14 protein-coding genes are annotated in these 17,666 nt (G+C 70.6%); 7 read left to right on the top strand and 7 right to left on the bottom strand.

Going from position 1 to position 17,666, the window contains the following annotated elements:
* Positions 1 to 276: 276 nt before the first annotated feature.
* Positions 277 to 1,521 (bottom strand): L,D-transpeptidase, encoded by a 1,245-nt coding sequence (locus tag SPR02S_RS21235; protein ID WP_019059012.1) that lies wholly within the window; start codon positions 1,519 to 1,521, stop codon positions 277 to 279.
* Between the two features lie 340 nt (positions 1,522 to 1,861).
* Between SPR02S_RS21235 and SPR02S_RS21230 the strand changes: the two genes are divergently transcribed.
* The gene (locus tag SPR02S_RS21230; RefSeq protein ID WP_174447556.1) at positions 1,862 to 4,570 is read left to right on the top strand and encodes an FAD/NAD(P)-binding protein; all 2,709 of its coding nucleotides are present in this window, start codon (positions 1,862 to 1,864) and stop codon (positions 4,568 to 4,570) included.
* Between the two features lie 114 nt (positions 4,571 to 4,684).
* On the opposite strand, the gene SPR02S_RS21225 is transcribed toward SPR02S_RS21230, so the two are convergent.
* Together SPR02S_RS21225 and SPR02S_RS21220 are read right to left on the bottom strand one after the other, a co-directional pair.
* On the bottom strand, positions 4,685 to 6,079 hold the full coding sequence (locus tag SPR02S_RS21225; protein WP_019059010.1) for a HAMP domain-containing sensor histidine kinase: 1,395 nt from the start codon (positions 6,077 to 6,079) through the stop codon (positions 4,685 to 4,687).
* Positions 6,080 to 6,464: 385 nt separating this feature from the next.
* On the bottom strand, positions 6,465 to 7,160 hold the full coding sequence (locus tag SPR02S_RS21220; protein ID WP_019059009.1) for a response regulator transcription factor: 696 nt from the start codon (positions 7,158 to 7,160) through the stop codon (positions 6,465 to 6,467).
* A 343-nt stretch (positions 7,161 to 7,503) separates the two neighbouring features.
* Between SPR02S_RS21220 and SPR02S_RS21210 the strand changes: the two genes are divergently transcribed.
* Positions 7,504 to 8,991, top strand: a complete 1,488-nt coding sequence (locus SPR02S_RS21210; RefSeq protein ID WP_019059007.1) for a ferredoxin reductase family protein — start codon at positions 7,504 to 7,506, stop codon at positions 8,989 to 8,991.
* Positions 8,992 to 9,089: 98 nt separating this feature from the next.
* Positions 9,090 to 9,305, top strand: coding sequence for a hypothetical protein (locus tag SPR02S_RS21205; protein WP_019059006.1), 216 nt, complete (start codon positions 9,090 to 9,092; stop codon positions 9,303 to 9,305).
* A gap of 88 nt (positions 9,306 to 9,393) precedes the next feature.
* On the opposite strand, the gene SPR02S_RS21200 is transcribed toward SPR02S_RS21205, so the two are convergent.
* Both SPR02S_RS21200 and SPR02S_RS21195 read right to left on the bottom strand, forming a co-directional pair.
* Positions 9,394 to 10,275, bottom strand: a complete 882-nt coding sequence (locus SPR02S_RS21200) for an IclR family transcriptional regulator (protein WP_019059005.1) — start codon at positions 10,273 to 10,275, stop codon at positions 9,394 to 9,396.
* A gap of 25 nt (positions 10,276 to 10,300) precedes the next feature.
* Positions 10,301 to 10,726 carry a MarR family winged helix-turn-helix transcriptional regulator gene (locus SPR02S_RS21195; protein ID WP_019059004.1) on the bottom strand — a complete coding sequence of 142 codons (426 nt, stop codon included), beginning with the start codon at positions 10,724 to 10,726 and terminating at the stop codon, positions 10,301 to 10,303.
* A 296-nt stretch (positions 10,727 to 11,022) separates the two neighbouring features.
* Between SPR02S_RS21195 and SPR02S_RS21190 the strand changes: the two genes are divergently transcribed.
* Genes SPR02S_RS21190 through SPR02S_RS21175 form a run of 4 tightly spaced genes read left to right on the top strand, consistent with a single transcriptional unit; the run spans position 11,023 to position 14,947 of the window.
* Positions 11,023 to 11,940: an SDR family NAD(P)-dependent oxidoreductase gene (locus SPR02S_RS21190; RefSeq protein ID WP_019059003.1), complete on the top strand. Its 918-nt coding sequence runs from the start codon at positions 11,023 to 11,025 to the stop codon at positions 11,938 to 11,940.
* Entirely contained in the window at positions 11,940 to 12,809 is an 870-nt protein-coding gene (locus tag SPR02S_RS21185) for a 4-hydroxyphenyl-beta-ketoacyl-CoA hydrolase (protein ID WP_019059002.1), read from the top strand. The genes SPR02S_RS21190 and SPR02S_RS21185 overlap by 1 nt, the downstream gene beginning before the upstream one ends.
* A gap of 10 nt (positions 12,810 to 12,819) precedes the next feature.
* Positions 12,820 to 14,457, top strand: coding sequence for an o-succinylbenzoate--CoA ligase (gene menE, locus SPR02S_RS21180; protein ID WP_026150738.1), 1,638 nt, complete (start codon positions 12,820 to 12,822; stop codon positions 14,455 to 14,457).
* A 34-nt stretch (positions 14,458 to 14,491) separates the two neighbouring features.
* On the top strand, positions 14,492 to 14,947 hold the full coding sequence (locus SPR02S_RS21175; RefSeq protein ID WP_019059000.1) for a MaoC family dehydratase: 456 nt from the start codon (positions 14,492 to 14,494) through the stop codon (positions 14,945 to 14,947).
* A 132-nt stretch (positions 14,948 to 15,079) separates the two neighbouring features.
* Here the strand turns inward: SPR02S_RS21175 and SPR02S_RS21170 are convergent, their stop codons facing one another.
* Together SPR02S_RS21170 and SPR02S_RS21165 are read right to left on the bottom strand one after the other, a co-directional pair.
* Positions 15,080 to 15,922 carry a hypothetical protein gene (locus tag SPR02S_RS21170; RefSeq protein ID WP_019058999.1) on the bottom strand — a complete coding sequence of 281 codons (843 nt, stop codon included), beginning with the start codon at positions 15,920 to 15,922 and terminating at the stop codon, positions 15,080 to 15,082.
* Positions 15,922 to 17,595 (bottom strand): PHP domain-containing protein, encoded by a 1,674-nt coding sequence (locus SPR02S_RS21165; RefSeq protein ID WP_019058998.1) that lies wholly within the window; start codon positions 17,593 to 17,595, stop codon positions 15,922 to 15,924. Before SPR02S_RS21165 ends, SPR02S_RS21170 begins: the two co-directional genes overlap by 1 nt.
* Positions 17,596 to 17,666 lie beyond the last annotated feature (71 nt).

Below are 17,666 nucleotides of genomic sequence, written 5' to 3'. Positions count from 1 at the left end.
CACTCCGGGCGTCAAGAGGTGAAGTCGGGAAAGTCCTTTCGCCGTACGGGAGTTCAGGTGATGAATGCGGTGAATGGGGAGGTTTCCGAGGGGGGTCTCCGGCCGGAGCCGAGGTCTGCCCGGGACCGGTCTGGACCGGTCCATCGGTCCGGAGAGCGCCGCCGGGACCGGAGCGCGACTCGGGGCTGGAGGGCGCTGAGGGGACCGGAGCGCGACTCGGGGCTGAAGGTGCTGCCGGGGCTAGACCGCGCCTTGGGGCTGAGGGCGCTGCCAGGGCTAGACCGCGCTGCCTGCCTTCCATTCCGCCCAGGACAGGTTCCAGCCGTTGAGGCCGTTGTCCGCCGCCACGGTCTTGTCGCCGGAGTTCTTCACGATGACCACGTCGCCGAGCATCGAGCTGTCGTAGAACTTGTAACCCGCCACCGAGCTGTCGTTCGCGCCCTTCGCGTCGTGCAGGCCGACGCAGCCGTGGCTGGTGTTCTGGCTGCCGAACACCGAGGTCGACGCCCAGTAGTTGCCGTGCACGAAGGTGCCGGAGGTGGTCAGGCGCTGGGCGTGCGGGACGTCGGATATGTCGTACTCGTCGCCGAGCCCGACCGTCGAGGACTCCATGCGGGTCTGCTTGAACCGCTCGCTGATCACCATGATCCCGGCCCAGGTGGTGTGCTGGGCGTTGCCGCCGCTGACCGGATAGGTCGCGAGGGTCTTGCCGTCCCGCTTGACGATCATCTCCTTGCTGGACAGGTCGACCGTGCTGATCTGCTCGCGCCCGATGTCGAAGGTGACGTCCTTGGACTGGATGCCGTAGATACCGTCCTGCCCCTCGATGTCCTTCAGGCGGAGACTCAGCGTGATCTTTGTGCCGGCCGCCCAGTACGTCTCGGGGCGGAAGTCGAGCCGGGTGTCGCTGAACCAGTGGCCGACGACCTCGACGGCGGGCTCGGCGGTGACCGTGATCGCCTTCTGGACCTTGGACCGGTCCTTTACCGCGTGCGTGAAGTTGATCGACACGGGCATGCCGACGCCGGAGGTGGAGTTCGCCTCGGGGGTGAAGTAGCCGACGAAGGTCTCGCCGGGCGACTTGGTGGTGAAGGTCGCCGTCTTCGCCGTGGCGCCCTGCGCCTGCGCCGCGACCGTGTACTTCGTGCCCGAGTACGGGTTCTTCGTCGACGTCCATTTCGTCTTGGCGTCGTTGAAGGTCCCGGCCAGCGTGGAGCCGTCGTTGCCGGTCACCTTCACTGTGACGAGCGTGCCGTCGGTCACACTGACCTCGACCGGGGTGGTGAAGTCGGCCTTCTTGGTGCCGTCGGCGGGCGAGACCGTGACGGCCGGCACCTTCGCGGCCTTCACCGACGCGGTCGCCGACGAACCACCGGACGAGGAGCTCTCCGCGGCGCCCGCCGAGCCGCTGCAACCGGTCAGGACGGCGGCCGGCACCACCCCGAGCACGGTGAGGACCCCACGACGGGACCACCTCTCCGACTGCTTCTCGGACCGGTTGGATATGTGCGACACGCCCACAGCACGCCTTCCTCCGCATGTCGCGCACACCCCCTGGCCGTGCGCGACGAGATCACCAGTGCCGTTGCATCCTGCGCCACTTCCATGGGGTGAGTCTTTGAATCCCAGGGGCTCCACCTGAGATTCCTGTGAAGAGAGCCTGAAAGAAGGCCTGAAACCACGGTTGCCGGACGCTTCCCGAGTGTGAACAGAGTATGAAGGCGCCGACCGGTGCCCTGAGTATCCGGTGAGATCCCCGTCCCGCCATGGCTTCCCCACCTACCCGGTCGGAATAGTGAGGAAGGACCTGAGGGCGGAGTTCCGTTTCGGCGGCTCCGCGCAGACCACGCCGGAGGTATTCGTGACCGAAGTCCGCAAGCGGCCCACCGTGGCGATCGTCGGAGCGGGCGCGGCAGGCACCCTGACCGCCGTCCAACTCTGCGAGACCGCCACCCGCCGCCGGACCCCCCTCGACCTGGTGCTGGTCGACCCGGCCCCGGAAGCCGGCCGCGGCACCGCCTACGCCACCCCTGATCCACGCCACCGGCTCAACGTCCCGGCAGGCGGCATGAGTTGCTACCCGGACGACCCCGGCCACTTCACCCGCTGGCTCTGCCGCCACGGCGAACCCACCGTCAGCGGCGCCGACTTCGCCACCCGCCACCGCTACGGCGCCTACCTCGCCGACACCCTCGCCCAGGCCGTCGTCCGCTCCCACGGCACGGTCTCCGTACGGCGGTTGCGCACCCGCGCGGAGCGCTGCACCGGCACCTCCGAAGGCCAGGCGGGTCCGGGAGGTCCGGCGGGTCTGGCAGGTTCGGCGGGCCCGGTGGAACTCCACCTCGCCGACGGGGGACTCCTCACCGCCGACAGCGCTGTCCTGGCCACGGGGCCGGCCGCTCCTACGGCCGCCTGGGCCCCGCCGGCCCTGCGCACCTCCCCCCGCTTCGTCAACTCCCCCTGGAGTCCCGGTGCGTTGGACGCCATACGCGAGGACACCGCCGGCGTCCTCCTCGTCGGCACGGGCCTCACCGCCGTGGACCTCGCCCTCACCCTCGACCGCCCCGAACGCACGGTCCATGCCGTCTCCCGCAGCGGACTCCTGCCGCAGCCCCACGCGTTGGGCCCGGCCGACGCGATGGAGGCGCCGAGCTGGCCCCGCGACCTGACGCTGAGCGCACTGCGCCGAACCGTCTACCGGCACGTCAGCCGTTCGGTCCGCACCCACGGCGACTGGCGCCCCGCACTGGACAGCCTGCGCCCGCACACGGCGAGACTCTGGCGCAGCCTCACCCCCGAAGAACGCGGGGAGTTCCTCACGGGTGAGGGCGCCGTCTGGAACACCCACCGTCACCGTATGGCGCCCACCACCGCCGAGTCGGTGACCCGGGCCCGCACCGCGCGACGTCTCCAGGTGCACGCGGGCACGATCGCCGATGTGGTGGAGTCCGGTGGGCAGTTGGTTGTCACGCTCTCCAACGGCCGTACGGTGCGTGCGGGTTGGGTGATCGACTGCACGGGACCCGGGCAGCGGCTCGAAGACCCGTTGTGGCATGGGCTGTTCGCGACGGGAATGGCGGTGACCGGACCGCTCGGCATGGGAGCCGCCACCCGCGACGGACGCCTCCTCGACGCCCAAGGCCGTTGCGTACGAGCGCTGTTCACGCTCGGCGCCCCGAGGCGCGGCGAACTCTGGGAGACCACCGCGATCCCCGAGATCCGCGTCCAGGCGGCCACGCTGGCCCAGCAGTTGCTGGCGCCACCGGCTCGCCGCGCCGCCCGGCGCAGGCCCGTCGACGGACTCGGACTCCCGCTGTCGACCCATGCCGAGGCCGCCACCGCGTACCGCAACGGACTCGACCGGGTCCTCAAGGTCCGCGCCGGAGCCGAGGACGCCTTCGCCCGCGCGGTCGCCCTGGACCCCGGATTCGCCCTGGGACACGCGGCGTTGGCGCTCCTCGGCCATGAGTGCGGAGCTGCAGTCGACGTACCCCGGGCGCTTGCGGACGCCCAGCGCTGCGCGCGCGAACGGGCCGACGAACGCGAGCGGTCCTTCGTGGACGTGATCACCTGCCGGGTCCAATCCGCCGACGGGGACCGGGCGTTGCTGCGCCACCTCGACACCCACCCCGCCGACGCGCTCGCCCTCGCCGCCGCCGTCCCCACCATCGCCTTCTCCGGCGTCACCGACCTCGACGACGACTACGCGCTACGGCTGGTCGAGCGCACGTCCCCCGCCTACGACGGGCACTGGTTCCACACCTCGCTGCTCGCGTTCCTCCGCCAGGAGCAGGGCCGACTCCACGAGGCGGGTGAACTGGCCCACCGCGCCCTGGGAGTTGAGCCAGCATCGGGTCACGCCGTGCACGCGTTGGCCCACGTCCACTACGAGTCCGGCGCCCACGAGGCGGGCCGGGACTGGCTGGACCGCTGGGTCTCCGGGCAGGGGCGGGGTGCCGTGCACCGGGCCCACTTCTCCTGGCACATCGCCCTGCACGAACTCGCGTTGGACGACCCGGCCGCCGTACGCAGGCGCTGGTTCGCCCAGTTGGCGCCCGGGCGGGTGACCGGAGTGCGCGCGCTGGTCGACTCCGGGTCACTGCTGTGGCGGGCCCGGCTCAGCGGCAACTGGCAGGGGGAGTTGCCGACTTCGGACGTTCTGGACTCGGTGGCCTGCGAGGTGCTGGAGCGGCCCGCGACCGCGTTCACCGCGCTGCACGCGGCAGTTGCCCTCACCGCCGCAGGTGACCTCCCTGCCCTGCGCCGGCTGCGCGACCACGCGGCGGGCGCCGATCCGGTGCAGCGCGAGGTCGTCGCCCCGCTCTGCGACGCCTTCGCCGCCCTCGTCGAACACCGCTTCCACGAAGCCGCCGTCGGCCTCGACGCGTTGCTGCCGGACCTGCGCAAGGTGGGCGGCAGTGCGGCCCAACGCGAGGTCGTCGAGGAGACGTTGCTGTACGCGCTGGTGTCGGCGGGGCGGTGCGACGCGGCACGACGGCTGCTGGACGCGCGATTGGACCGGAAGGCGGCGCCTCGGGACCGGCGGATGCTGGCGGGGCTGCCGGGGTGAGACGAGCGGGCCCGGGCGGGACCGGGCTGGAACGGTCCAAAACGGGCGGCGGTGCCGGCCGGGCGTCCCGTCGTAGGACGGTTTCTGAGTCTGCTTCTGGATCTGCTGTGGTGATCAGTCGGGAGTGGTTCGTTCGCGGGGCTCGTCCTCGGGTGTCGAGGGGAGGCTGAGGGTGGCTTCCAGGCCTCCGGTGGGGGCGGTGCCGAGGTGGAGGTTGCCGTGGTGGAGGTGGGCCTGCTGGTCGACGAGGGCGAGGCCCAGGCCGGAGCCGGGGGAGCGGGTGCGGGTGCCGCGGGTGAACCGGGCCTTCATGGACTGCTGTTGGTCGGCGGGGATGCCGGGGCCGTCGTCGCCGACCGTGATCCGGACCGTGTCGGAGTCCTGGGTGAGTCGGACGTCCACGGTGCCTTCCGGACGGCCGTGCAGGGCCGCGTTGTCGAGGAGGTTGTCGACGGCCAGACGCAGGCCGACGGGCCAACCGTCCACGGTCGCGGGGGAGTTGGCCGTCAGTCGGTAGGTGGTCGTGGGGTGGCGGTGGGCCGCGTGGGCGACGGCCTCGTCGAGGAGTTCGCTCAGGACGACCGGGGTGCGTTCGGGCAGGGCGTGGGCGTCGCCGCGGGCCAGGGTCTGCAGGCCGGTGAGGAGCGCGGTGATACGGCGGTGCTCCGCGCTCATCGCCTCCAGGGCCCGGGCCCGTTGGGGTGCGGGGAGGTCGGGGTTGCGCTGGAGGGTCTCCAGGGTGACCCCGAGGCTGGTGAGCGGGGTGCGCAGTTCGTGGCCCGCGTCGGCGGTGAAACGGCGCGTGGAGTCCATGCTGACGCGCAACTGGTCCAGCATGCTGTTCAGCGCGTGGGAGAGGTCGGCGACCTCCTGCGGGCGTGTGACGGCGGGGAGTTGGGGTCCGGCCGTGTCCGCGCTGATCGCGAGGGCGCCGGTCCGCAACCGTTCCAGCGGCTGGAGGATGATTCGGGTGAGCAGCCAGACGCCGCCGGCCGTGGCGAGTGCGGCGAGGAGGGTGACGGCGGCGACGATCGCGGTGTTGTCCGCCAGCCGCCGTTCGATCGGGTCGATGTCCTGGAGGACTTCGAGCCGCTCCCCGGTGGTGCTCAGGGAACGGGTGAGTGAGCGCCAGGTCTGCCCGTCGGTGTCGATCGTGCGGTAGCCGTCGCGAGTGGGCACCGGGAGCGGGGCGGTCGGCGTCTCACCGTGCTGGGCGATCACCTTCCCGCCGGAGACCAGCCGCACCAGACTCTGACTGCCGGCGAGCAGACCGCCGTAATCGTCACTGTCGTCGCCGTCACCGCTCGGATGGTCCCCCTGGTCGCGCAGCTTGTCGGCGTCCTGGTCGCCCTTCTCGACCCGGGCGGCGAGTTGGCGGTCGACGTCGGTACGGTCGCGGTGGTCGATCCGAGCGACGATGACCAGCCCGGCGAGCGCGACCACGACGGTCACCAACAGGACGACCGCGGCGGTGATCCGGGAGCGCAGACTGCGCGGCAGCCAGGTCATGGACCGGTCCACGGGATGACGGCGGAGGTGATCCGGGGGCGTAGGCAGCGCGGCTGCCATGTCATGGGCGGGTAGGCGGCACCGCCCGTGCCCGTGTTCCGGGGGTGCGGGCCGTGCGGCAGCCACGTCGTGGACCGGTCCAAGGGGCGACCGTGGCTGTGATCGGAGTGCAGGCCTCGCGGCTGCCAAGCCATAGGCGGGTGGGCAGGACCGCCCGAGGTGGTGGCCCAGGGGTGTGGGTTGCGAGGCAGCCCCGTCGTGGGCGGGTGGGTAGGACCGCTCGTGGCCGTGTTCCGGGGGTGCGGGCCGTGCTGCAGCCACGTCGTGGACCGGTCCAAGGGGCGACCGTGGCTGTGATCGGAGTACAGGCCCCGCGGTAGCCCCCTCACGGGCCGGTGCGCAGGACGAAGCCGATGCCGCGGACGGTGCGGAGCACCCGGGGGCCGCCGTCGGCCTCCAGTTTCTTGCGGAGGTAGCCGATGAACACGTCCACCACGTTGGTGTCCACATCCCACGTGTAGCCCCAGACCTGCTCCAACAGCTGGGCCCGGGAGAGGACTTGGCCGGGCCGGTGGGCGAGGGCGAGCAGCAGGTCGAACTCGCGGGTGGTCAGCCGGAGTTCGCGTCCGGCCCGGGAGGCCACGCGGCGCGCGGGCTCGATCGCGACATCGCCGACGACCAGGGAACGCTCGGTCGTCGACTCGTGCAGCCGCACCATCGCGTGCAGCCGTGCCGACAACTCCCCGATGGAGAACGGTTTTACGACGTAGTCGTCCGCGCCCGCCGCGAGCCCCGCGACCCGGTCGTCGACCTCGTCGCGGGCCGACAGCATGCACACCGGCAGCGTCCGGCCCTGGGCACGCAACGCGCGCACCACCTCGACCCCGGACAGGCCCGGCATCGTCACGTCAAGGACGATCACCGACGGCGGCCGGCCGACGACCTCGTCGAGCGCCGCCTCGCCGTCCTCCGCCAGCCGGACCGCGAAGCCCTCAAGACCGAGCCCCAGGTCCAGGGCCGCGCGCACGCCGGGGTCGTCGTCGACCACCAGCACCTCCGGCTTACGGCCCACCGCCGCCATGCAGCACCTCGACTTCCTCACCGGCACCCGCGGAGCGGGCACCGTCGCCCACCTGAAGGATCAGCTACCTCAAGGATCAGCGGTGAACGACAAGGAAGTCTAAGAACCACGCGGACCGGTCCTCCCACCGAGCCGGTATCGACACAGGTCAGCGGCGCACCTGCCCCTCCCGACCGCCGAGTTTCTTAGAGCGGCCACAAAGAGCGCCGCAAGGGTGGGAGCACGCCCCGCCAACGGGCCGCCCTGCCAACGGGACGCCGTACCGGCGTGGGACGTCCTGCCTACAGGGTCGGCCCCGCACGCATACGGGACACCTGGACCCCGCGACGAAGGAAGCCCGCCGATGACCCTGTCCACCGAGCTTGCCCGAGGGCACCGCAGGCCGCCGCCCGCCCCGCCCCGCAGCGGGCGGTTCACGCTCGCCGACCCGCTCGGCGCGCTCGCGATCCTCTCCGTCGTCGCGGTCGTGGCCCTGTGGGTGATGAACCAGGGCGGTCCACTCAGCCTGACCGCCTCCGATCGGGCGACCGGCTCCCTCGGCCTGCTCGCCGGACTGCTGGCCTCCGACCTGATGATCCTCCAGGTCGTCCTGCTCGCCCGGATCCCGTGGGTCGAACGCTCCTGGGGTCACGACCTGCTCACCCGCCGCCACCGCCTGATCGGCTTCGCCTCGTTCTGGCTGATGATCGCCCACGTCACCCTGTTCGCAGTGGAACGGTCCAACCGCGAACCCACGGCGATACCGGACGCACTCCTGCGCCTGTTCATCACCGACTCCTGGATGCTGTTCGCCACCGTGGGGACGCTCCTGCTGATCATGGTCGTGGTCACTTCGATCCGCGCGGCCCGCCGCCGACTGCGCTACGAGTCCTGGCACCTGCTGCACCTCTACTCCTACGCCGGCATCGCGGCCACCTTCCCGCACACCTTCACCGACGGCGCCGACTTCCACGAGACCTGGACCCGCGTCTACTGGTGGTGCCTGTACGGCTTCGCGTTCGCCGCCACCCTCCTCTACCGCGTCGCCCTGCCCGCCTGGCGCTCCCTCTACCACCGCCTGCGGGTCGAGTCCGTGGCCACCGAGGCGCCCGGCACGGTCTCGATCACGTTCAAGGGCCATCGCCTGGACCGGATGCGGACGGCCTCCGGCCAGTTCTTCGTCTGGCGCTTCCTCGACGGCCCCGGCTGGTCCCGCGGCAACCCGTACACGCTCTCCGCCGCCCCCACCCCCGACCGGCTGCGCATCACCATCAAGTCCGCGGGCGACGGCAGCGAACGCGCCGCCCGCCTCACCCCCGGCACCCGCGCCCTGATCGAGGGCCCCTACGGCACCCTCACCGCCCGCCACCGCACCCGCCCCGGCATGCTCTTCATGGCCGCCGGAATCGGCATCACCCCCATGCGCGCCCTGCTCGAAGACGCCCCCTACGCCCCGGGCGAAGCCACCCTCATCTATCGCTACGGCGAGGACGAGCACGCCGTGTTCGCCGACGAACTCCGCGCCATCGCCGCCGACCGAGGCGTCGAACTGATCCTCCTCCCCGGCCCGCGCCGCGCCGACACGTCGTGGCAGGCAGCAGGCCCCGCGCACCCCGCCGACACCTCCTGGCAGGTCGCCGACCCCGCCCACTCCGACAAGACCCGCCGGCAGGCGCCAGGTTCCGCCCACCTCGACGACGACGCCCAGGTCCTCAAGAACCTGGTCCCCGACATCGCCGACCGGGACATCTACGTCTGCGGCCCGCCCAGCTGGATCACCGCCGTCCGCAAGGCCGCACGCGGCGCCGGCGCGCACCGCGACAGCGTCCACACCGAAGAGTTCGCCTGGTAGCAGCACTCCCGCCCGAGAACAGCAGCACCCCTACCCGAGAACAGCAGCACCCCTACCCGAGAACAGCAGCACCCCCACCCGACAACAGGAGCACCCCCATGCGACGCATCACCCTCTGGCTCACCGCCACCCTCTCCGTGGCCGTCCTCCTCTTCGTCTTCCAGCTCAACGCCTCCGGCGCGACCGGCAAGTCCGGAGACGGCGGCGACCACATGCCGCCCCCCTCCACATCAACCTCCACCGCCTCGGTCAAACCCGGGGACGACACCGCCGACTACGGCGACCACGTCGGAAAGCCCGGCGAGAACAAGTAGTAGGGTCACCGGCTCGCCAACTCCTCCTCGAGGGAGGCCTGTTCACGCACCCCGAATTCACGCACCCCGAACCGGTTGGGCGTCCCCGTCACGCCTCCGGCCGCCACCCCAACGCCCGGGATATCCCCCGCGCGGCGAGCCGCACCGCCGGGATCAACGCCGGTACCTGCGCGTCCACTTGAGGCACGACCACCGACACCGCGGCGACCACCGCACCGCCCGGCCCACGTACCGGGGCCGCCACCGACAGCGCGTCGTCCGTGATCTGACGGGTACTCACCGCGACGCCGGTGCGCCGGACTTCGGCCAGCACGCGGCGCAGCCGTAGCGGATCGGTGATCGTGTACGGCGTGAAGGACGCCAACGGACCGGTGCAGTAGGCCTCTTGGAGGTCGGGGTCGTCGTGGGCCAGCAGGGCGAGGCCCACTCCGGTGGCGTGGAGCGGCCAGCGGGCGCCCACCCGGATGTGCACGCCGACCGCCGAACGGCCCGAGATCCACTCGGTGTAGACGACCTCCGTGCCGTCCCGTACCGCCAACTGCACGTTCTCGTGCGTCGATTCGTACAGGTCCTCCAGGTACGGGAGGGCGAGTTGGCGCAGGGCGAGGCCGCGCGGTGCGAGCGCCGCGATCTCCCACAGCCGTAGACCCACGTGGTACGTCCCCGACGCGTCCCGTTCCAGCGCGCCCCACTCGGTGAGGGCGCCCGCGAGGCGGTGGGCGGTGGTCAGGGTGAGGCCGGCGCGGCGGCTGATGTCGGAGAGGGACAGGGCCGTGTGCGCGTGGTCGAAGGCGGCGAGCACGGAGAGCAGCCGGTCGGGCGCGGACCGGGTGACGGGCGCCGTCGACCGGGGGATCAGCGAGGATCGCGTGGTGGGCGCCGGTCCGGTGGGCGTGGTCGACCGTGCCGTGGCCGCGGACTCGGTGATCGTCGCGGATCCGGTGCTCGTCGTGGACCGGGTGGTGGTCATGGCCGGGCCTCCGTCCGGTGTCGGGTCAGGTCAGTCCGTCCTCGGCGATCCGTTGCAGCAGCGTGTGCAGGGTCTCCCGCTCGGTCGCGTCGAGCGGGCCCAGGAGTTCGTTCGTGACACGCAGGCCCGCTTCGTCGGTGTCGCGCAGGAAGCCGCGGCCGTTCGCCGTCAGGACCACGATGCGGCTGCGCCGGTCGTCGGGGGAAGGGCGGCGCTCGGCGAATCCCAACTTCTCCAGGTCGTCGACCAGGCCGACGATCGCGCTCGGGTCGTAGCCGAGCCGGGTGCTCAGTTCGCGCTGGAGGGCGCCCTCGGACGTGGCCAGGAAGCGGAGCAGCGCGTAGTGGCGCAGGCGCAGGCCCGACTCCTGGAGGAACGTGTTGAAGAGCTGGCCGGAACGCAGCCCCAGCCGGTACATGAGGTAGCCCGTGTCCGCGTGCAGCCCGCGCATCCACGGCTCGTGCGCGTCGATCGGGGGGTTCGCGGCGTGCGGCTGACGGGCGATGGCGGGCTCCCTGGGTCGAGGCCCCGGGCGGGGCGTGCGGTGGTTCGGAGCCAGTGTGACGCACCTGGTCCATCGGCAACAACTATTGACGTCAACAATTATTGCTCTTAGCTTCGATCTCGAAGCCGCACCGGTGCCGCTCGCAGTCTTCGCAGTCCTCGCCGACGTCGGGGACCTCGGGGACTTCGCAGTCACGGTCCCGGTGTGTCGTACCGCAGCCTCGTCTTGTGAAGGGACCGCTCGTGCCCAGCATCGATCTGACCGGCAAGGTCGCCGTAGTCACCGGCAGCGGCCGGGGCCTCGGCCTCGCCTACGCGCACGCCCTGGCCGCCCACGGCGCGTCCGTGGTCGTCAACGACATCGACGAGGCCGTGGCCGACCAGGCCGTGAAGTCGATCACCGAGGCGGGCGGCACCGCCGTCGCGGAGGTCGTCCCGGTCGGCACGACCGAGGCCGCCGAGCGGCTGGTGAACCGTGCCGTCGAGGAGTACGGGCGGATCGACATCCTGGTCACCAACGCGGGCATCCTGCGCGACAAGGTGCTGTGGAAGATGACCGACGAGGACTTCGACGCGGTGATCACCACCCACCTCAAGGGCACCTTCACCTGCGCCCGCGCCGCCGCCGTACGGATGCGCGAACAGGGCGAGGGCGGCAGCCTGATCCTGGTCGGCTCGCCGGCCGGCCAGCGCGGCAACTTCGGCCAGACCAACTACTCGGCCGCCAAGGCCGGCATCGCCGCCTTCGCCCGCACCTGGTCGATGGAGCTCGGCCGCGCGGGCATCACCGTCAACGCGATCGTGCCGGTCGCCGCGACCGCGATGACCGAGACGATCCCCGCGTTCGCCCCGTACATCGAGGCCATGAAGAACGGCGATCCGCTGCCCGACTTCCTCCGCAAGGGCGAGGGCTTCGGTACGCCGGAGGACTGCGCCGCCCTCGTTCCGTTCCTCGCCTCCGAGGCCGCGCGCTCCATCACCGGCCAGGCCATCGGCATCGGCGGCGACAAGGTGGCACTCTGGTCCCACCCGCAGGAGATCAGCGCGGCCTACGCCGACGGCGGCTGGACCCCCGACACCCTGGCCGACGCCTTCCCCACCTCGGTCGGCGCCGAACTCCAGTCGGTCGGCATCCCCGCACCGAAGCTGCCGGAGGCGTGATGGACCTGAGTGAACTCGTTGCGATCGACGTCCACACCCACGCGGAGGTGTCCTCCAAGGGCCACTCCTCCCTGGACGACGACCTGCACGACGCCTCCTCCGCCTACTTCAAGGTCGAGGGCAAGCGGAAGCCGACCCTGGAGGAGACCGCCGCGTACTACCGCGAGCGGAAGATGGCCGCGGTGATCTTCACGGTCGACGCCGAGTCCGCGACCGGCACCGAGCCCGTCCCGAACGAGGAGGTCGCCGAGGCCGCCGCCGCCAACGCGGACGTCCTGATCCCCTTCGCGTCCATCGACCCGTTCCGGGGCCGAGCGGGCGTGAAGCAGGCCCGGCGGCTGGTCGAGGAGTACGGCGTCAAGGGCTTCAAGTTCCACCCCAACATCCAGGGCTTCTTCCCCAACGACCGGTCAGTGGCCTACGACCTCTACGAGGTCATCGAGGAGACGGGCACGATCGCCCTCTTCCACACGGGTCAGACGGGCATCGGCGCGGGCGTGCCGGGGGGAGGGGGGATCCGCCTGAAGTACTCCAACCCCCTGCACGTGGACGACGTCGCCGCCGACTTCCCGCGCCTCAAGATCATCCTGGCGCACCCGTCCTTCCCCTGGCAGGACGAGGCCCTCGCCGTCGCCACCCACAAGCCGGGCGTCCACATCGACCTCTCCGGCTGGTCCCCGAAGTACTTCCCGCCGCAACTGGTGCAGTACGCCAACACCCTGCTCAAGGACAAGGTCCTCTTCGGCTCCGACTACCCCGTCCTCACCCCGGACCGCTGGCTCGCCGACTTCGAGAAGCTGCCGATCAAGGACGAGGTCAAGCCGAAGATCCTCAAGGAGAACGCCGCCCGCCTGCTCGGCCTGACGTAAGGGACGCCGCATGCGCAACGAGGGACTGGGCTCCTGGCCCGCACGCCGGGCCCGCAAGACCCCACACCGCACGGCTTTGGTCTACGGCGACGGTGGATTGTCGACGGTCGGCAGTGAGTCGTCGACGGTCGGCGGTGGGCCGTCGGCGGGTCACAGTAGTTCGACGACGGTCGGCGGTGGATTGTCGGCGGGACCTGGTGGTTCGTCGACAGTCGACAGCGGTTCGTCGATGGACTACGGCACATTGCATACACGAACCACCCGCCTCGCCCACGCCCTGCGTGCCCACGGCGTCCGCCGCGGCGACCGCATCGCCTACCTCGGCCCCAACCACCCCTCCTACCTGGAGACCCTGTTCGCGGCCGGTACCCTCGGCGCGGTCTTCGTCCCCCTCAACACCCGCCTCACCGCCCCCGAGATCGCCTACCAACTCGCCGACTCCGGCGCCAAGATCCTCGTCTACGGCACGACGCACGCCGGCCTCGTCGCCGGGCTCCCGGGCAATACCGACGTACGGACGTACCTCGAAGTCGGTCCGGAATACGAGGAGTTGCTCGAAGCGGCCGCCACCGAGCCGATCGACGAACCCGTCACCGCCGACGACACCTGCATCATCATGTACACCTCGGGCACGACCGGCCGCCCCAAGGGCGCCATGCTCACCCACGGCAACCTGGCCTGGAACGCGATCAACGTCCTCGTCGACACCGACCTGATCGCCGACGAACGCGCCCTGGTCTCCGCCCCGTTGTTCCACACGGCAGGCCTGAACATGCTCACCCTGCCGGTGCTGCTCAAGGGCGGTACCTGCGTCCTGGTCGAGTCCTTCGACCCGGCGGCCACCTTCGACCTCATCGAACGGCACCGGATCACCTTCATGTTCGGGGTGCCGACGATGTTCGACCAGTTGGCCAGGCACCCGCGCTGGGCCGACGCCGACCTGACCTCGCTGCGCATCCTGACCTGCGGCGGCTCCCCGGTCCCGTCCCCGCTGATCGCCGCCTACCAGGAACGCGGACTGACTTTCCTCCAGGGCTACGGCATGACGGAGGCCGCGCCCGGGACCCTGTTCCTGGACGCCGAACACGCCGTCAGCAAGGCGGGTTCGGCGGGCGTACCGCACTTCTTCAGCGACGTACGGGTCGTACGGCCGGACCTCACCCCCGCCGACGTCGGCGAGACCGGCGAGGTCGTGGTGCGCGGGCCCCATGTCATGCCCGGCTATTGGGGGTTGCCCGAGGAGACGGCCGCGGTCTTCGCCGACGGCTGGTTCCGCAGCGGGGACGCGGCACGGACCGACGAGGACGGGTACGTGTACATCGTCGACCGTATGAAGGACATGATCATCTCCGGTGGGGAGAACATCTACCCCGCCGAGATCGAGGACCTGCTCCTCGCCCACCCCGACATCGTCGAGTGCGCGGTCATCGGGATCGCGGACGACAAGTGGGGCGAGGTGCCGCGCGCGGTCGTCGTGCCGCGCGAAGGTGCCTCGTTGGACCCGGACGAGGTGCTCGCGTCACTGGCCGGCCGGCTCGCCAAGTACAAGATCCCCAAGTCGATGGTGGTCGCCGACGAACTCCCGCGAACCGCCTCCGGAAAGCTCCTCAAGTCCCGGGTGCGCAAGCGCTTCGGCACCAACTCTTAAGTCTCGGCACCAACTCTTAAGTAGGGAAAGCGATATGGGCATCACCGTCAACGGCCTCGACGAACTCAAGAAGCTCGCGGGCAGCGACCTCGGCGCCAGCGAGTGGATCGAGGTCACCCAGGAACGCATCAACACCTTCGCCGACGCGACCGGCGACCACCAGTGGATCCACGTCGACCCGGAGAAGGCCGCGGCGGGCCCCTTCGGCGCGCCGATCGCGCACGGCTATCTGACCCTCTCCCTCTTCATCCCGCTCTTCACCGAGCTGCTGGACGTCGAGGGCGTGTCGACGAAGGTCAACTACGGCCTGAACAAGGTGCGTTTCCCGGCGCCGGTGAAGGTCGGCTCGCGCATCCGGCTCGTCGCCAAGCTCGCCTCGGTCGAGGACGTGCCGGGCGGGGTGCAGGTCGCCGTCGACGGGACGATAGAGATCGACGGCGGACCGAAGCCCGCCGCCGTCCTACAGAGTCTCTCGCGGTTCTACGCCTGACCGGACCGGCTGCAGCTGTCGTCTGTCTACTTGCAGCCTGTCTACGACCTACGGCCGCTTGTCTACGGCCGCTTGTCTACGACCGACAGCCGACAGCCGACAGCCGACAGCCGACAGCCGACCGGCGTTTGTCTACTGCTGTTTGTACGAGTAGACGCTGGTCGACACCACGCACACGCCCGGCTGTACGACCTCCGCACGCAACGTCCCGCTGTTCACGTCGTAGTCGACGCCCTCGGCCTCGAACGTGCCCGTGCAGATGCTGCGCGCCGGCAGTGCGAACAAGCTGGTGACCGTACCGGTGATCGGCTGGCCGTCCAGCTTGTGGGGCAGGTCGACCTGGAGGAGTGGGCGGATCTCGGGGAACTTGGTCCCCGACGCGTCGTCCGAGACGCACACCAGCCGGGTGTCCGTCACGAAGTCGCAGCCCTGGATGTCGTTCACCGTCTTGTCCAGGGTGATCTGCCCGGCCTGCGGAAGCGCCCCGCCCGTCGCCGGAGTGGACGTGTTGAGCAGGGGAGTGGGAAAGACCTGAAGTCTGGACTGGTCGCCCCACTCGCCCGACACCATCCACTGCGTGTCCGGCGAGATCGCGTCGAACGAGTTGTTGATCTTCTCGCCCGAGTCCAGCGTGTGCACGTACGTGTAGCGCGTCCCCGACGGCGTGGTGACCGCGAACATCTTGGACGTGCCCGTGTCCGCGCCCTGGTAGGCGTCGAAGACGTAGCCGTTCGCGATGTCCGGGTCGCCGATGTGGTTCCAGCCCTGGATGCGCAGATCCAGCGGGATGGACGCCAGCCCGCGGTACAGCAGCGAGCCGTCCGCCTGACTGGCGACGCCCTCACCGCCGCCGAGGCTGTCGGTGTACGCCGTGCCGGTCTCCACCCAGGTGGTGGCGGCTGCGGCCGACGAGGTGCTCACGCCGAGCGTGAGAGTGCCCAATAAGGCGGCGAGGACAGCGAGTTGACGCTTCATCAGATACCTGCCAGATCGACGAAGATGGGGTTGGAATAGAACCACGTGTCGGCCCACGGGTCACCGTTTCCGGGCTCGTGAGGGATCGGGCCGTGCGGGTCGACCGAGGCGCCGACGTAGCCCGCGCCGTGTCGCTTGCCATCGCTGCCGCGCAGCCGCAGGTAGAAGGACTCGTCCCCGGCGGTCACCGGGATGCGCAGGGTGTACGTCCCCTTGCGGCCGCTCACGTCCGCCGTACGGACGACCTTCGTGTCCGGCGCCCGCCACGCGTCCCGGTCGGACACCGCACCGCGCACCGCGCCCCGGATCAGGTCCACGTGCGCCAACTCGGGCAGAATTCCCTGGGCGTTGGGCCGCGAGGCGGTCGTCACGGTGACGTTCAGCGTGAGCCGGTCGCCCTTGCGCACCCGCAACCGGCCGCCCAGCGTGACGCCCTGACCGTGGTCGCAGTCACGCTTCAGGCGGACGTCGAGCCCGTCCAGTAGATGCCCGTGGTCCACCCAGACCCGGCCCGCGCGCATCCCCGCCATCACCTCGCGGTAGTTGTAGCGCGTCACGCCCACATGGGTGCGGCTGAACTCGCCGGGCCAGAAGTCGCTTCCGGGCTGCGGGGAGTCGGTCTGCACCGGGTCCGGCAGCTTGCCGGTGTTGTCGAAGTTCTGACCCTCGGGCCAGGCGCCGTTGGCCCAAGTGTCGTAGACCGTACGGTGGTTGTCGGAGTTGGTGGTGATCGAGAACAGCCGGCCCTCGGCCAGCATCGAATCCCACAGCCCGCCGACGGTCGCCGTCGCCCAGTCGAACCCGCCGTACGTCACATACGCGTCCGTCGGATAGCCCGACCAGGACTGCGCCGACGGCTTGTTCTCGTACTCGCCCCGGATCGACGTCGCACCGCGCCAGCCGGGGAGAGCCGCGCCCTGGGCGCCGGGTGCGCCCTCCATGCCGATCATGATCTCGGGGGCCGCGTCCCGCCAGGCGCGCATCTCGTGCGGGGAGTCGATGCCCAGGCGCAGCGGGTGGTTGGCGAGGACGAGGACGTCGTCGACGTAGCCCGAACGGCGCTGCGCGGCAAGCCACTTGATGGCCTTCACGGCGTGGGCCTCGTTGCGGGCGGTGTCCGCGTCGGCGGCGCCGCCCTTGTCGTAGCCCAACAGCTTGCCGTCGTAGGCGAGTTCGAACTGCGTGAGCAGATCCACCTCGTGCCGGCCGGGTGCCGCGAACACCGTGCAGTGCTCGGCCGCCGGGATGTACCACTCCAGACCCTGGAAGATCAGCTGGCGGGGGTTCTCGGCACGCGCCTTGAGGATCTCCGCGTGCTCCAACTTCGCACCGTAGGAGGCATGTCCGAAGTTGGAGTGCTCGTTGAACACCATCCAGTCGAGGCCGTACTTCGCGGCGGCCTGCGCCTGCTGGGAGAACGTGTACTTGGCGTCGTGGCTGTACACGGAGTGCACGTGATGGTCGCCGACGAGATAGGCGAGGCGCGGGTCGTTGCCGCCATAGCCTCGGCCCGCCGCCGACGCGGACGTGGCGAGCGGTCCCGCACCGAGGGTGAACGCGGCGCCGAACAGGCCCGCACGGCGCAGGAGTTGGCGCCGGGAGACACCCTGCGCGTCGAGGGCGGCGGGGGAGACGGAAGGATCGGCCCAGGTGGGCAGCTGCTGCTCGGTCATGATGGTTCGGAAGTCCTCTGGAGGCTGGAGGGCTGTCAGTGGTTCATGAAGTCAGTGATCCATGAACCAAA

This window comes from Streptomyces prunicolor NBRC 13075 (genome assembly GCF_000367365.1).
Lineage (GTDB): Bacteria > Actinomycetota > Actinomycetes > Streptomycetales > Streptomycetaceae > Streptomyces > Streptomyces prunicolor.
The sequence above is the reverse complement of the archived record's forward strand: the minus strand, read 5'-3'. Positions and strand labels throughout refer to the sequence as shown.